The organism is Shewanella sp. DNRA4, assembly GCF_012843185.1.
Taxonomy (GTDB): Bacteria; Pseudomonadota; Gammaproteobacteria; order Enterobacterales; family Shewanellaceae; genus Shewanella; species Shewanella xiamenensis.
Genome location: NZ_JABAIP010000003.1, coordinates 109964 through 125798 on the forward strand (window position 1 = coordinate 109964; position 15835 = coordinate 125798).

Below are 15835 nucleotides of genomic sequence, written 5' to 3' on the forward strand. Positions count from 1 at the left end.
GAGCATTGACGCAGAAATGGTCATTCCCTTTTAAGTCAATGCAACACCGGAGTGGGATGCCTGTGTGGCTCCCAAAGGGCGGGTTTCAACGCGCTTTATACTGCGTTTAAGGCTTTCGACAGAGCACCACTATGCCTTCAAGCCTTCGCCTTGTCTAAAGCGCGTTGAATTCCCGCTGAATGAACAGATATTTAATACGATTGGTATAAGCACTCGCGGTAGCACGCCCTGCAATTTAGAAATCGCCACCCCATAGTTAGTGATAGGCACCTGCCGCCGTTGGCATTCACGGATGCGACGGAGCATTTCATTGCGGTTAAACATACAAGCGCCGCAGTGGATGACGAGGGCATATTGTTCTAAATCATCGGGAAAGTCGTGCCCAGATGTAACTACAAACTCGAGTTGTTTGCCGGTGTAGCTATTTATCCAGCGGGGAAGTTTAACTCGGCCAATATCGTCCTCCTGCACATTGTGACTACAGGCTTCGGCGATGAGCACTTTATTACCATCTTGCAATTTATCTAAAGCATCAGCTCCCGCAGCGAGAACGGCTAAATCGCCTTTAAATCGGGCAAATAAGGTTGAGAAGGTGGTGAGAGGGACTGCGTCTGGCACTGTGGCGGCGACTTGCTTAATCGCTTGAGCATCAGAAATCACCAGCTTAGGCGTAACCACTGATAATGCCTGCGTTAGTTCTGTTTCTTTGACGACCATTGCGATGGCGCTGCGATCAAGCGCCTCACGCAGTATCTGCACCTGTGGCAGGATCAATCGTCCCTTAGGTGCGGCCATATCGATAGGGACGACACAGAGAATGACATCCCCCGCTTGGTAGAGATCGCCCGCTAGGAGCGGCTCCTGCTTATACTCCGCAGGTGCTAATTCGACCATCAACTGCTTAAGCTGTTTACCCGCAAGACCTGTGGCGGCAGAAACGACAATAAAGGGTAAGGATTGAGTCTGGCAAAAGGCAATATCCTCAGCTTTGGGGAGGCAGATATCGGCTTTATTGAATACCACGAGTATTGGCATTTCTAATTGCTGTATTTCATCTATTAATGCCATGTCTGAGGGGCACAATCCCTGTTCGTCAACGACTAAGAGTGCCATATCGGAGCGAAACAACACTCTGCGAGTGGCGCTCACTCGCATTGCACCTAATGTCCCTTCATCGTCTATGCCAGCGGTATCGTAAAAGGTCACTGGCCCTAAGGGTTGTAACTCATAGGCCTTGGCTACGGCATCCGTGGTGGTGCCCTTAATATCGGACACAATGGAGATCTGTTGCCCTGCAAGCATATTAAGTAGGGAGGATTTCCCCGAATTACGCCGACCGACCAAGGCGATATGGTAGCGCATTCCTCTTGGTGCCGATTGGGTTTGGCTATGCTCTTGTGGATTAATGCCTTGACACATATTGGGTCCTTTTTGAATCACCACGGCTAAAGCAGGGGATTAGCGCGTGGCATTGAATTTGCTGGCAGACTTGGTTAAGTCGCTCTGCGGCTGGGTTTTGTTGCTGGTTTTTTCCCGGATAGATGCTGTAATCGCCACTGACTTGTGCTGGGGTGAAGGAGGGCATAAGCACATTACATCCCCGTTTGAGTGCCAGTTCCCTTGCGCCTTTTTCGAGGGCGTCGAGGGAACTGGTTGCAGGGATATTCGCCCCCGGATTCATCAATCGCAAAATGGCACTCACCCTGTGACTTTTAAGGGCGCTGCCATTGGGGGAAGTCGCAAACGGTGTTTGGTGATGGGCAATAAAGGGGCCACAGGCCAGCATATCGAGCTGCAACTCCGATAAATGCTGAATATCACACGCTAAAATCGCATCCGTCATTCCCGGTAAATCGACAATAATCCCTGAGCCAGTTTGATATCCCAGAGACTTAAGATAATTTAGCCTTGCAATGCGCTCGCCAAAATTGGCTTTAGGGCGACACCGAGCAAAGAGGTCGCGGTCGAAGGTTTCCATTTTGAGCAAATAGCGATCTGCGCCCGCTTCGCGCCATTTTTCCAGCTCTTGATGTTTGCGATCACCCAGTGACAGAGTAATTGCTAAATTGTGGTGACGTTTAATTTCAGTAATAAGGGCACTAATACGATTGCCGCTGTAGTTAAAGTCATCCCCCGATTGCAGCACCACAGTACCTAGTCCCAGCTCGGCAATGCTATCCACTGCGTTAAGGATTTCTTCGTTCGAGAGTCGATAGCGTGTTACCTGCCGATTTTCGGTGCGTAAACCACAGTAATGGCAGTGGTTACGACAGTGATTCGAAAACTCGACAATGCCGCGTAAATACACCTGTTGATTAAATTGCAATTCAGTGGCGAGCTGGGCGCGACTAAACAACCATTCATCGTCTTGTCCCTGAAGTAGCAAAAGGATTTCGGCATAGGAAAACGCTGTGGGCTTAAGCAAGGTCGGTTTAACGGACGTTGGCTGAGTGACTGGCGCTGGCGGGCTAGGGCGAGTGATCATTAGTTACGCCCTTTATCTAGCTCAATCAAGCTCTGATACCAAAGATCGCCCACTGCGCAGCGGCATTCTTCAACATAACGGCCTAGGGCCACTTCTACTGCTGAGTTTTGCTCACTAGGGATGCCTGTATCAAACCAATCGATTAAGCTGTTTGGTGCAAGGCCTAAAGCAATAGCATCAAACTCCAGCCAAAGCCCCTGAGCTGAAGTGGTATGGCTATGGGCGTAGTGGCCGACAAAGAGTCTATCGCCAATCAGCAATATAGGTTGCAGTGGTAGCGCTTGGGTCGAAACTAAATTGACTGTCTCAGGAAACTGCGTTTTAAGCTCAGCGCACCAGTGGCGGGAAATATCATACAGCTGCTCAACCTCTTGCAGCGGCATCTCGGGCCTTAGGATGGTGGCAAACTCATCCCGCCATAGACGAGTGGGCTCAAGTTTAATGAGGGTGAGTTGCTTTAAGCTGGCGTTTTGTAGCCGCTGCAATAACAACTGCCCTACGGCATTATCGGCAAAATTACTGTAAATGGCCGCGTGTAGCACGATTTCATCAGCGCGTTCTATCGCATTGAGTAAGGCGCTAGTGTTAAGGCCGAAATGCAACTGCACGCCGAGATCTGAGAATAGATAAGATGCCATTTATAGATAGATATCCCGTTCACCCGCATCGGTTTTTTGCAAGCAGCCACGCACATTGCGCGCCCGTGACGGGCTCATTTTAGCCAGTTCTCGCTCTATCAGGGCGTTACCTGCCTCACGGGTTTTATCGCTGGCGTAATCGTTCAAATATTCCTTAAAGGTGATCAAGGCATTAGGCTGGCAAAATTTGCCAATAAACTGCTGTTTGGCCAATCCCATAAAATGATCGCCAGTTCGCCCTTTGCGATAGCAACCCGTGCAGAAGGAGGGGATTGCATCCGAGTTGGTGACTAATTCATAGATGATTTCGTCCATCTCTCGTTGATCACCAAGGCTGAATTGCTCGGCATCATGTTGATTTTGTTTGCTGTCTTGATAGCCACCCGGTGCGGTACGCGAGCCTGCGCTGATTTGTGAAACCCCGAGTTCTAACAATTCTTTGCGCAGCGCCGCACTTTCCCGCGTGCTCATAATCAGCCCGGTATAAGGCACGGCAAGGCGAGTGATGGCAACAATGCGCTTAAAGCAGTCATCATCGACCTCATAGGGCGGTTTTTCACTGATAGCCGAACCATGGGCAGGTTCAATCCGCGGAAAGGAGATGGTATGTGGGCCAACGCCACAGTCTTTTTCGAGTTGCTGAACATGGGTGAGCATGGCGAGCAGCTCAAATCTATGGTCATACAGGCCAAAGAGCGCGCCGATGCCGACATCGTCAATTCCTGCTTCCATCGCCCTGTGCATGGCGTAGAGGCGGTATAAAAAGTCGGTTTTTTTACCTTTAAGATGGACTTGGCTGTAGGTGTCTTGATGATAGGTTTCTTGGAAGCATTGATAAGTGCCTATCGCCGCGGTTTTAAGTTGCTTAAAGTCCTCCACACTCATTGGCGCGCAGTTGACATTGATTCGACGAATTTCTCCGCCCTTGCCTTGCTTAACGCTGTACATGGTTTGAATACTTTCAACAATGGCTTGCACATTATTGCGTGGATGCTCGCCATAAACGGCAAGGATCCGTTTGTGACCCATTTCTTCAAGGATCGTAACCTCTTGGCGGATCTCATCCTGTTTTAAGGTTTTACGTTTGAGCTCATGGTTATCGGCGTTAAAGCCACAATAACTACAACTGTTGGCGCAATGATTCGATACATACAGCGGCGCAAACATCACAATCCGATTGCCGTAAATAGTGTTCTTAATCTCACGGGCAACGGCAAAGAGTGCTTCATCCAAGGCTTTATCTTGGTTTTGCAGCAAAATGGCGGTCTCGCTAATGCTTAAGCCTTCACACTGGCGCGCCTTGTCGAGAATGGCGAGGACTTGCTCGCGACTTGGATTACTGGCGTCGTCAATGGTCTGCCAAATCGCTTGATCGTCGATAAAGCTGACGTTGGGATTATAGTCAGTGACGGTAATGGAATGATGCTCGTGTGTGCTCATGGTTATCTATGCCCTTGAGTATGAATGCGAAAATGCGGCAGTTGTGAGCAACTGCCGCTGGAGACTTAGCTATTTGCTTGTCAGTTGTTCACCGTTAGTGGCGACGGGGGCAATTTCATTTTTAACCCACAGAGGGGTGTACTCAGCGGCATCATGGTAAGGCACATTACCGTGGATCATCATGGCCTTGAAATCATCAAAGCGGTACACCGCGAGGAATAAATGCACAGGCAAGAAGGCGGTTAACACTAAGCCTGACACTAAATGGGCCTGACCTAAAAACCACACTATATCCCGCGGCGCAGCGTGGGGGATAAGCCATAGCACTAAACCGGAGAGGATTAATAGTGTGCCGCCAATCAGTACGCAGGCACCAAAGAGTTTTTGGCCTGAGTTGTATTTGTTCATCGGTGGAATAGGCACTTTTTTACCCAGTAAGAATTTCTGTGGGTAGCCGCCTAACACCATAAACCATTTCACATCGCGCCCTGAGAAACTAAACACACGGGCGATAAACAGTACCACTCGATCGAATGCCATGATGGTAAATGCCACGGCATCGAGGGCCATAACAATCCCTGCAATAATGTGCACATCATAGGTTAGCTGCATACCTTCTTGGGAAAGCGGTTTAAAAAACAATAACAAACCTGTCGCGGCTAATGGCAAAAAGCTGAGCAGCAGGATGTAGTGGAAGATCCTGACGTTTAGCGGATGTTTTAAAATGGGTCTCATATCATGTTCTTGATGCATTTCTCATCTCCAATCAAGAGCTTAATTTAGTGCGATCGACAAAGTGGGTGTGTAGCAGCTCGTGGGACATATGTCCTAATGGCTCGCCACCGAACTCTTTGTAGTACTTTTCAACCGCGGGGTTGGCGTGGCTGACACGTTTTTTCGCTAGGCTATCGTCCTTATATAACCCTTGGCTTCTGGCCTTAATGTATTCATTCCGGCGCTCAAGCTTGCTGGTAAACCAGCCGATAGGGATCGCGAGCGCAGCCACAAACGCGGCACCGACAGCCATAAATTTACGGCGTGACAGAAAGAAACTGTCCTCGGCAAATAGGTGTTTTTTCTTGTTCATTTCTGTTTCCCGTTAAATGTTACCAAGCCATGAAGAGCCTTTACCCTCAATAGGTTGACCTCCACCGTTAACGCAACCACCTGCGCAGTTCATCACCTCAATAAAGTGGTAGGGAGAGGTGCCTGCCATCACATCGCGTAGCACGGGTTCGATGTTGTTGCCCATGTCATGCACTACGGCGACATTGACGGTCACATTTTGTTTAAGCTGGGTATCAAACAGGCTGACAGAGGCTGATTTCACCCCTTTTAATCCACGTACGGGTTCAAATTCCAACTTAGCCATTTCAGCGCCAGTCAGCACTTTATGGGCGGTACGCAGTGCCGCTTCCATCACCCCGCCGGTTGTACCAAAAATAGTGCCCGCGCCTGTGTATTCAGAGAACAAACTATCACCTTGATATTCCGCGGTATTAGCGAGATTGATATCAAGCAGTTTGAGTAACTGTGCCATTTCCCTTGTGGTGAGCACGGCATCAATATCTTGGTACGAAGGCGTGTTAGCCCCGTGTTCCTGATGATATTGCCAAGCCGAGTTAAATTCGGGGCGTGAGGCTTCGAGTTTTTTCGAGGTACAAGGCATCACAGAGACGGTGAAAATATTCTCCGGCTGCATTTGATACACCTTGGCGCCGTAAGTTTTGGCAACCGTTCCGGCCATTTGCTGGGGCGATTTGGCGGTTGACAGGTTGGGTAAAAGTGCAGGGTAGCGGGTTTCGAGGTAGCGTACCCAGCCCGGGCAGCAGGAGGTGAACTGCGGCAATGCACCTGCATTTTCTTCACCTTTCACATTGGCATGGAGGCGATGAATAAACTCACTGCCTTCTTCCATAATGGTGAGATCGGCGGCAAAGTTACAATCAAAAATCTTAAAGCCCGCCTGATTCATGGCGCCATAGAGTTTACCTGTCACCAGTTCGCCCGTGCCTAAGCCAAATTCTTCACCAATCGCCACCCGTACCGCAGGGGCGATAATGCCAACGACGGTGGTATTCTTATCGGCGAGTTTTTTAATCACGGTTTCAAGGGCGCTGTGGGTTTCTTCAATGGCGCTAAAGGGGCAGTTGATTAAACACTGTCCGCAACTTAAACATTTATCTTCATCGATAGAGTGCGCTGCACCCGAGGCACCATTAATGGCGTGGGTTGGGCAGAACTGTTTGCAAGCATCACATCCTTTGCATTTGGATGCATTAATCTTGATCAGCCCTTGGATTTCTCCTGGTTGATAAGTTGTCGCTGTCATAGAATTTTGCGTTCCTCATTTTCAACCTGAATTATATTTTCAGTGTTATTTAATGTGTTTGTTAAGTGCTTATGTTGACGGTTACATTTAATTTGTGAAATTTTAGGCGGCTGGATGATAGGAAATTGAACCTATGAAAAACATGATGGTGATCAAGTTTTATGGTTTTTGATAAAACAGGTGTTTTTAATAGTTTTATTTGCGTTTTTTGAGTTTTTTTGAGAAATAAAAATAACAATCTTGGTTAATTTTATAGTGGTGATTTTTATATTTTTTTATTTAAATACAGTGTGTTATTTTTCTTTTTGTGTTTACCTACCACTATTTGTGATGTTTTAAAGGCTTAGATTGAAATTTGTTGGTTAATGTGGTTTTTATCACTGGATTTTATTTTTAGGTTAGACAAATTGTCCATGTGTGGTCTTGCTTTAAATAATACTAATTAAGATACTTTGATTGAGTTTTTGGTGAATTGATAATGCGGCAGATCACAAATTGATAAATTACATAAAATAAAAACCGTCCAAGGAATATTCCTTGGACGGTTTTTAAAGATGCTTAATTTATATTGATTAAATTAAACGGTTCATATTAGTTAATTCCATTATCATTAATCATGACAGATTAATAATAATTAGTTTCTTACTAAATCCAGTTCTTTAATCAGATTATCGGCATGGTCAACTTCATCCATCATCCATAGGATATAACGAATATCCACGTGCACGGCACGGGTGATGGTGGGATTGAAGAACCAATCCTTAGTAATCGCTTCGTAGGTGGAGTCGAAGTTAAGTCCTACAAGTTCCCCTTTGCCGTTAAATACGGGTGAGCCTGAGTTGCCACCTGTGGTATCTACGCTCGATAAGAAGTTAACTGGTACTGAGTTGAATTCTTCTGGCTTGTCCAAACAAGAGAACAGACGGCAAATCCAGCCACGGGGATCTTGGTAGACAGATTTCACTAAGTGATCGCCAAAACGTTGCTCGTGAATCGCATCGAGCAATTTTTTCGGGGCATTATAGGGCTCAATACCGGTGTGCTTAGCTACTATCCCATCAAGACGTGTAAATGGCTGTTTGTACAGCGCATCGCGGGATTGATAACCATCGACCATACCGTAGCTGATGCGTAGCGTACCGTTAGCATCGGGATACACTGGCCAGTTGTTGGCTTTGTAGTAGTCGATAACGGCTGCCATGTAGGCTGGGCGAGCGGTAGACAATTTACCTGCAAGGATTTTTTCTGCTTTTTCCTGGGCCATATTGGTGTCATACAGCGCGACGGCAAGGCGGATAAACGGATCGCTGCTGGTTTCGAAGGCCTTGGCATCGGCGTCCATCCAGGCCAAACGCTGCGCTTGGTCTGTCAGAGTGGTCAGCGAATACAGGCCATCAAGTTTAGCCTCTAGACTGACGTTTTTATCGTCCAAATTCAGCATATTGTCTAAGGCCGCAACACGGTTTGGCTGCGATAAATAAGCATTTAAATCTTGTAACCAGAGGGTTTTATCGACTTTGACATCAAAACTAGAGTCGATACGTTTTAAGCGCGAGCTGAACATGGCTAAGTCGCGCTCTTGGTAACCGATTTCACGCTCGGCATCACTCTTTTGCTTTTCTTTCGCTAAGCGGTAGAGGTTGTTGGCCGCGGTGAGCAGTGTGCTCGATTGGGCGTTGGTGAAGTGATAATTGGTTTGGGTTTGCAGTTGCTGCTCGGCCAGTAACACTTCTAGTTCGCTGATAAGATTTTGATTAAGGCTAGAGTTTTTCTTTAACCAAGCCAGAAAGTCATCTTCACGCTGCTGCTTAATGCCGATGATATCCGTGGCTTTAAAGCCCGCCAGCAGACCGTTGAGCTTTTTCATCCGGTTCGCCATAGACGCCATATTGCCCGCATATTTAATCGCGATGTCGGCATCTTCCTGACCCATGGCTTCGATAGTATCAATCTGTAATTGATAGCGTTTTGCCTGAGTTGGATACAACCAATTACTGGCAAATTTAAGCTCGCTAGTGAGATTGTAACGGTTGGTCGTGCCAGGATAGCCTGCCACAAAAACGCCATCGCCAGCTTTCACGCCATCGGCGTTCACTTTTAAATAGCTTTTGGGCGTATAAGGAATGTTATCTTCGCTGAAAGCCGCAGGTTTTCCGTTTTTACCCACATAAGCCCGTAGGAAGGCAAAATCACCCGAGTGGCGTGGATACTCGTAGTTATCAATATCACCACCGTAACCACCAACACTTTCAGGTGGTGCATACACTAGGCGCACATCGCGGATCATCAATTGCTTGATGAGGTAATATTCCAAGCCATTGTGGAAGCTGCGAACGTTACAGCGGTAGTTATCATCGGCTTCACAGCTTTTGATTAAGGATTTGCTGTGATTCTCAATCTCTTCGTAGCATTTGAGTGGATCTTGGCTTAAGTCTTTGGTGACCTCAGCGGTGACATTGGTCACGGCTTCGGTGATGTATAAACGCTCATTGGGACCGGCCGACGGTTCTTTATCCATTGAAGTGGCTAAAAAGCCTTGTTCGAGATAGTTATGCTCTTTCTTAGTGTTATATTGTATCGCCTTGTAGGCACAATGATGGTTTGTCACAACTAGCCCTTGGGGCGAGACAAAACTGGCGGTACAATAGCCCAGCCCGACAACGGCGTTCATTGGATAACTGGTGAGATCGGCCAGCTTATCTGCGGGAATATCAATTCCACGCGCGCTGAGTTTGTCTGCAATAGAAGGCATTTGATAAGGTTGCCATTGCCCTTCATCGGCTGTTGCAATGCCAGAGGTCAGTACTAAGGCTGCAACCAATGCAATACGCATGTTCTTTCCTTATTTTTAGTTTGAGTATCCGTTGGGTGAGATAACAGGCCTGTGTAAACCACCTGTTTGCTTGACGGGGTTTTATATCATATTTTGTTAAGTTGTTGGAAATCGGGAGTGTTAATGTCACAACAAGGTGCTTTTAAGCCTAAGAGTAAGCCAAGGGATTTGCAGGTCGATAGCCTCAAGCTACCGCCGCATTCAATTGAGGCTGAACAATCGGTATTAGGCGGCCTCATGTTAGACGCCGACGCTTGGGATAAAGTGGCTGAAACCGTAGTGAAGGAGGATTTTTATTCTCGCTCGCACCGGATGATTTTCGCCGCCATGCACCGTTTAGTCGAAACAGGCCAACCTATCGACTTAATTACGGTTTCTGAACAGCTTGAGCTTGAAAACCAACTCGAAGAAGCGGGCGGCTTTGCCTACTTGGGCGAGATTGCCAAAAACACCCCGAGTGCGGGCAACATTGTTTCCTATGCTGAAATTGTCCGTGAGCGCGCAGTCGTACGCGAGATGATCCGCGTTGCCCATGAGATTGCCGATGCGGGTTATAACCCTGAAGGCCGCGATTCCAGCGCTCTACTCGATTTAGCTGAGAGCAAAGTCTTTAAAATTGCTGAGCAGCGCACCAATGCTAACGAAGGCCCTGAAGGCATCAAAACCATTCTGGAAAAAACCGTTGATAAGATTGAGCAGCTCTACAACAATCCACACAATGGTGTAACCGGGGTATCGAGTGGCTTTACTGATCTCGATAAAATGACAGCAGGCTTTCAATCCGGCGACTTGATCATCGTGGCGGCGCGTCCGTCGATGGGGAAAACGACCTTTGCGATGAACCTGTGCGAACAGGCGGCGATGAATGAAGACAAGCCCGTGCTTATTTTCAGCCTCGAGATGCCTTCAGAACAGATCATGATGCGTATGTTGGCCTCTTTAGGGCGCGTTGACCAAACCAAAATCCGTACCGGACAACTCGATGATGAGGATTGGGCGCGGGTATCCTCGACCATGGGCATTATGCTTGAGCAAGGCAAGATGTATATCGATGATGGTTCAGGCTTAACGCCGACAGAAGTGCGCAGCCGTGCCCGCCGTATTGCCCGCGAGCATGGCGGATTATCGATGATCATGGTCGACTACTTGCAGCTGATGCAAGTGCCGGCATTATCGGACAATCGTACCCTTGAAATTGCTGAAATCTCTCGTTCTCTTAAGGCATTAGCTAAAGAATTAGAAATCCCCGTTATCGCACTTTCCCAGCTTAACCGCTCGCTCGAACAACGTGCCGATAAACGCCCTGTGAACTCGGACTTACGTGAATCAGGTTCTATTGAGCAGGATGCGGATCTCATCATGTTTATTTACCGTGATGAGGTGTATAACAACGACTCTCCCGATAAGGGCACGGCGGAAATCATTATCGGTAAACAGCGTAACGGCCCAATTGGACGTGTGCGCTTGACCTTCCAAGGCCAGTTTTCCCGTTTTGATAACTATGCAGGTCCTCAGTTTGAAGAAGATTAATTCCCGGTGTTAGAAGATAAGCAAAGCTTATGTATTCTTTTTATTTCCAGACATTTCCAAATAGACAAGGCAAATTTTGAAACCTTTTCCTCGAGCAGAAATTAGCAGTACTGCACTGCAAAACAACCTCGCCGTTTTACGCCAACAGGCGAGCAGCAGCCAAGTGATGGCGGTGGTGAAAGCCAATGGTTATGGTCATGGATTATTAAATGTCGCTCATTGTTTACATACTGCTGATGGCTTCGGCTTAGCCCGTTTGGAAGAGGCATTAGAACTGCGCGAAGGTGGTATTAAGGCGCGTTTATTATTGCTGGAGGGCTTTTTTCGCAGCACCGACTTACCTTTGTTGGTGGAGCACGATATCGATACTGTGGTGCACCACGAATCGCAAATCGAGATGTTAGAACAGGCAAACTTAACGAAGCCTGTCACCGTGTGGCTAAAAGTCGATTCGGGGATGCATCGTTTAGGGGTCACGCCTGAACAATTCACTGCGGTTTATGCGCGTTTGGCCGCCTGCGAAAATGTTGCCAAACCTGTTCATTTGATGACCCACTTTGCCTGTGCCGATGAGCCGGATAATCATTACACTCAAGTACAAATGCAAACCTTTAACCAGTTAACTGCGGATTTACCTGGGTTTAGAACCTTAGCCAACTCGGCGGGTGCGCTTTATTGGCCTAAAAGCCAAGGGGATTGGATCCGTCCAGGCATTGCGCTCTATGGCGTATCTCCTGTCACAGGAGATTGCGGTGCGAACCATGGTTTGATCCCCGCGATGAACTTAGTCTCACGTTTGATCGCTGTGCGCGATCATAAAGCGGGTCAACCTGTAGGTTATGGTTGTTACTGGACAGCCAAACAAGATACTCGCCTTGGCGTTGTCGCTATTGGCTATGGTGATGGCTATCCGCGGAATGCGCCTGAAGGTACGCCTGTATGGATAAATGGTCGCCGAGTGCCGATTGTTGGCCGGGTATCTATGGATATGTTAACCGTAGATTTAGGCCAAGATGCGGCGGATCAAGTCGGTGATGATGTGCTACTTTGGGGGCAGGCTTTACCCGTAGAGGAGGTGGCCGAACACATTGGTACCATCGCCTATGAATTAGTGACTAAACTGACTCCAAGAGTAGCTGTTTGCTTAGCATAGTTTGCTCAAATTAGAATGACAAAACGGCGCAAATGCGCCGTTTTTCTTTATCTAGCATACAGTTAATCGATTTACTGATTTGGCTATTAGGTTCGCTCTAGTCGAGCAAAGCGTACTCGTTACAGCCAACCAAACATCCAATGTTTTCCTACAAACTTATGATATTTAATTAATTTTCGAAGCAAACTTCGATAAATGCAGTTCCGTAAGAACTGGTAAATGGCATGATAATTTTGGTGCCGTTGGCTTTATGGGAAATTGTATGCCCTTGACCTGAAACGACCATTGGTGTTGCCATTTCGAATTCGTAACCCTTTTGTCCTAAAAGATTTTTTGCGCCCCCCGTAACCATATTAGTGATTTCACCCACCAGATCGGTTACTTCTTCATTTATTTTGCCGGGGTTTTCGCCCAGCATATTTTGCATGATTTGCAGTACCAGTTTTTGCTCAAACGTAATTGAAAGTGAGCCTTTGGTTTGTGGCCCAACCATACCAATCAAACCTGATACATCGCCTTTGGCTAAGTTGTCAGTTTTGATTTGGGGTTTACCTGGCGTGAGCTCTAGGCTGGCCATGGTCGAAATAACATTGAGCAGCGACTGCAAAAAAGGATTAATAAAATTGACGTTCATGCTTCAGTGTGTCCTCTTATGAACTTAAGCCTTATGGTCACCACGTAATTAAGGGTAGTCGAAAAGTGGCTTGACCACAGCAATCTTAATCACACTCTATCAGCTTAGATGACACAAATGGAAATGTGAGGTTAATTTCACGATTTTCTTGTTATTTATCGTAAAAGTCTTTTTACCAAAAGCCACACTACAAGCGGTAAAAGAGCCGCGTATTCTGCATGTCCCCTCAATGAGTCCAAAGGCACGTTTCCACCGAAAGGTTGATGATTCGAATGAGCATGCCGTTAGGCTATGAGTGCGATAGCTTGAATGTATGCGAAAGATTTTTGAAGGAAATTTTCATTTCTATCATAGGCGTATCTTTAACCCTACCAATGTAGCTACAGTCGTTTTGCTGTGCCTAACAACTATAAACGGCTTAAACTGTGATTTACATTAAATTATAATATAAATGATAATAATTATTGATCACAAAAATAATTTTACATATATTAGCGGGCGATTAACAGGTGGGGGACATCTGTTACAGGGTTTAGTCCGCAACAGGAATGCTTTAAATGAAATTTGCAAAACGTCGCAATGGTCGAGTCACGCTTGGTGCCCATGTTTTAGGTTCGTTAACCATAGGGATGGCGGTTTCTGCTATCCCTGCTATGGCAGCGGAGCAGGCACAAGTCGCAGATAAAAAAGTTGAACATATTGAAGTCAATGGTGAGTACTTGGGTTATAACACCCGCAAAGTACAATCGGGTAAATTTACCGAAGACCTGCTCAATACTGCGAAAACTGTAACAGTCATCAATCAAGATCTGATCAAAGATATGGGCGCGCAGAGTTTTACTGATGCGCTACGAGCGACGCCTGGTATTACCTTGGGTACTGGCGAAGGGGGAAACCCCTACGGTGATAGACCTTTTATTCGTGGGTACGATGCTCAATCCTCCACTTTTATCAATGGTATGCGTAATGTGGGTTCACAAAGCCGTGAAACCTTTAACATTGAACAAATTGAAGTCCTGAAAGGCCCAAGCTCTGTCTATAACGGCCGTGGCGCGGTTGGCGGTAGCATTAACATTGTGACCAAAAAAGCTCAGGCTGAAGATTTTATTAACGCCGATGTTGCCGTGGGGACTGATGCCCTCAAACGTGCCAATGTTGATATTAACCATGTGATTACCGATGAAGCTGCGGTTCGTGTCAACATGATGGCTCACGATGCTGACACTCCAGGGCGTGATGAGGTCACAGGTAATCGTTGGGGCGTTGCACCGTCTGTTACCTTTGGGTTAACGACGCCAACTAAAGTGACCCTTGAATATTATCATTTTGAAAACCATGATATTCCTGATTATGGTATTCCCTACGATCAGGCGACAGGCAAACCTGCCGATGTCGATCCCGACAATTTCTATGGCTTATTATCGCGGGATTTTCGCGATACGATGGACGATACAGCTTCGGTGTTGATCAGCCATGATTTTAACAACGACATGCAGTTCACTTCGACGTCTATCTATAGCCGTAACAGCAATTACTATATTGTGACTAACCCAGACGACACCACTGGCAACGTGGCTAATGGTTATGTTTGGCGAAACACTAAGTCGCGCCATTCGGTCACTAAAACCCTAGCGACTCAATTGCAACTCTCGGGTGAAGCAAAACTTGCAGGAATGACTAACCGTTTTGCAGTCGGTACTGAACTCAGTAACGAACGTACTAGCAATTTGAGTTACACCGTCGATACGGGCAATGGTCGCAACGCGGGTTGTAATCAGGCAATGCTGGATAACTACAACTGTACGTTGCTGGATAATCCGAATCCCCACGATCCTTGGGTTGGTACGATTACACTCGGTACCGATGCGACAGTGACTGAAACCGATACTCGCTCTATCTATGCCTTTAATACGATTGAGTTAACTGAAGCATGGATGGTTAACGCAGGTATCCGCTGGGATGACTATACCACCAGTGCTGAGAACTCAACCTCTCGATTCAGCAATGATGCTGATTTCTTCAACTACCAATTGTCGGTGCTATATAAGCCCGCAGAAAATGGCAGTATCTACGCTGCGTGGGGCACTTCCTCTAATCCACCTGGCACGTCTAACGGAGATGGGGCAGATCGTCTTGGCAGCACTAACGCCGATTTAGAACCAGAAGACACCGAAAGCTACGAGTTAGGCACTAAATGGGATCTTTGGGAGGGGCGTTTATCTCTGAATGGCTCTGTATTCCAAATCGAGAAAAACAATGCCCGCGTTGCGACCTCTGGCGATCGTAATGCACCGCAGGAAAACGTCGGCGAGCAAAAAGTCAAAGGCTTTGAAATCGGCTTTTCCGGTGACTTTACTAAAGATTGGCATGGTTTTGGTGGTTATACGTATTTGGACGCTACCCTCGAAAGCAATGGTTACAACGCTGCGCTTAATGGTAATCGCTTCCCTAATACAGCCAAAAATAGTCTTAGCTTATTCACAACTTACGATATTACCGAGCAGTTAACGGTCGGCACGGGTGCCTATTATATGGACAAAGTGTATGGCAATACGGCTAATACGCTGTCAATTCCGTCTTACTGGCGTTTTGATTTGACCTCATCCTATAAGATGAGCGAATTCTTGACCTTACGCCTGAACGTTCAAAATCTAACGGACGAGCGTTATTACGATAAAGCGTACACCGCGCACTTTGCCAATATGGCGCCTGGACGTTTGGTGATGTTAAGTGCCGATATGCACTTTTAATATCAGTGAATGACGATTTGAATGGCAGCCCTAGGGCTGC

12 protein-coding genes and 1 pseudogene are annotated in these 15835 nt (G+C 46.9%); 4 read left to right on the forward strand and 9 right to left on the reverse strand.

Going from position 1 to position 15835, the window contains the following annotated elements:
* The first annotated feature begins 64 nt into the window (after nt 1-64).
* Nucleotides 65-256: a hypothetical protein gene (locus tag HG547_RS20965; RefSeq protein WP_140907819.1), complete on the forward strand. Its 192-nt coding sequence runs from the start codon at nt 65-67 to the stop codon at nt 254-256.
* Here HG547_RS20965 and hydF read toward each other — a convergent pair.
* From hydF to HG547_RS04200, 8 genes and pseudogenes are all read right to left on the reverse strand, one after another.
* A pseudogene (gene hydF, locus HG547_RS04165) lies at nt 208-1419 on the reverse strand ([FeFe] hydrogenase H-cluster maturation GTPase HydF); the annotation flags it as partial. The gene HG547_RS20965 and the pseudogene hydF sit on opposite strands and share 49 nt — an antisense overlap.
* Nucleotides 1403-2485, reverse strand: a complete 1083-nt coding sequence (gene hydE / locus HG547_RS04170) for a [FeFe] hydrogenase H-cluster radical SAM maturase HydE (RefSeq protein ID WP_211164543.1) — start codon at nt 2483-2485, stop codon at nt 1403-1405. The gene hydE and the pseudogene hydF, both read right to left, overlap by 17 nt.
* Complete coding sequence (locus HG547_RS04175; RefSeq protein ID WP_169547085.1) at nt 2485-3123, reverse strand: hypothetical protein; 639 nt, start codon at nt 3121-3123, stop codon at nt 2485-2487. The genes hydE and HG547_RS04175 overlap by 1 nt, the downstream gene beginning before the upstream one ends.
* A complete protein-coding gene (hydG, locus tag HG547_RS04180; RefSeq protein WP_169547086.1) occupies nt 3124-4563 on the reverse strand; it encodes a [FeFe] hydrogenase H-cluster radical SAM maturase HydG in 1440 nt (479 codons plus the stop codon).
* 69 nt (nt 4564-4632) lie between these two features.
* Nucleotides 4633-5316, reverse strand: a complete 684-nt coding sequence (locus HG547_RS04185) for a cytochrome b/b6 domain-containing protein (RefSeq protein WP_047539320.1) — start codon at nt 5314-5316, stop codon at nt 4633-4635.
* Between the two features lie 13 nt (nt 5317-5329).
* Entirely contained in the window at nt 5330-5650 is a 321-nt protein-coding gene (hydB, locus tag HG547_RS04190) for an iron hydrogenase small subunit HydB (RefSeq protein WP_023268564.1), read from the reverse strand.
* 12 nt (nt 5651-5662) lie between these two features.
* Nucleotides 5663-6895 (reverse strand): iron hydrogenase large subunit HydA, encoded by a 1233-nt coding sequence (gene hydA / locus HG547_RS04195; protein WP_055647694.1) that lies wholly within the window; start codon nt 6893-6895, stop codon nt 5663-5665.
* Nucleotides 6896-7529: 634 nt separating this feature from the next.
* Nucleotides 7530-9728: a S46 family peptidase gene (locus tag HG547_RS04200; RefSeq protein ID WP_169547087.1), complete on the reverse strand. Its 2199-nt coding sequence runs from the start codon at nt 9726-9728 to the stop codon at nt 7530-7532.
* 123 nt (nt 9729-9851) lie between these two features.
* Between HG547_RS04200 and dnaB the strand changes: the two genes are divergently transcribed.
* Nucleotides 9852-11258, forward strand: a complete 1407-nt coding sequence (gene dnaB / locus HG547_RS04205; RefSeq protein ID WP_037422109.1) for a replicative DNA helicase — start codon at nt 9852-9854, stop codon at nt 11256-11258.
* Nucleotides 11259-11334: 76 nt separating this feature from the next.
* Nucleotides 11335-12411 (forward strand): alanine racemase, encoded by a 1077-nt coding sequence (alr, locus tag HG547_RS04210; RefSeq protein ID WP_037422110.1) that lies wholly within the window; start codon nt 11335-11337, stop codon nt 12409-12411.
* 169 nt (nt 12412-12580) lie between these two features.
* Here alr and HG547_RS04215 read toward each other — a convergent pair whose 3' ends face one another.
* Nucleotides 12581-13045 (reverse strand): chemotaxis protein CheX, encoded by a 465-nt coding sequence (locus HG547_RS04215; RefSeq protein WP_037422113.1) that lies wholly within the window; start codon nt 13043-13045, stop codon nt 12581-12583.
* A gap of 557 nt (nt 13046-13602) precedes the next feature.
* Between HG547_RS04215 and HG547_RS04220 the strand changes: the two genes are divergently transcribed.
* Entirely contained in the window at nt 13603-15795 is a 2193-nt protein-coding gene (locus tag HG547_RS04220; RefSeq protein WP_169547088.1) for a TonB-dependent siderophore receptor, read from the forward strand.
* Nucleotides 15796-15835 lie beyond the last annotated feature (40 nt).

Coding starts and splice junctions, on each gene's coding strand:
- hydE (WP_211164543.1), bottom strand. CDS start 2,485: ATGATCACTCGCCCTAGCCCGCCAGCGCCAGTCACTCAGCCAACGTCC.
- HG547_RS04175 (WP_169547085.1), bottom strand. CDS start 3,123: ATGGCATCTTATCTATTCTCAGATCTCGGCGTGCAGTTGCATTTCGGC.
- hydG (WP_169547086.1), bottom strand. CDS start 4,563: ATGAGCACACACGAGCATCATTCCATTACCGTCACTGACTATAATCCC.
- HG547_RS04185 (WP_047539320.1), bottom strand. CDS start 5,316: ATGCATCAAGAACATGATATGAGACCCATTTTAAAACATCCGCTAAAC.
- hydB (WP_023268564.1), bottom strand. CDS start 5,650: ATGAACAAGAAAAAACACCTATTTGCCGAGGACAGTTTCTTTCTGTCA.
- hydA (WP_055647694.1), bottom strand. CDS start 6,895: ATGACAGCGACAACTTATCAACCAGGAGAAATCCAAGGGCTGATCAAG.
- HG547_RS04200 (WP_169547087.1), bottom strand. CDS start 9,728: ATGCGTATTGCATTGGTTGCAGCCTTAGTACTGACCTCTGGCATTGCA.
- dnaB (WP_037422109.1), top strand. CDS start 9,852: ATGTCACAACAAGGTGCTTTTAAGCCTAAGAGTAAGCCAAGGGATTTG.
- HG547_RS04215 (WP_037422113.1), bottom strand. CDS start 13,045: ATGAACGTCAATTTTATTAATCCTTTTTTGCAGTCGCTGCTCAATGTT.
- HG547_RS04220 (WP_169547088.1), top strand. CDS start 13,603: ATGAAATTTGCAAAACGTCGCAATGGTCGAGTCACGCTTGGTGCCCAT.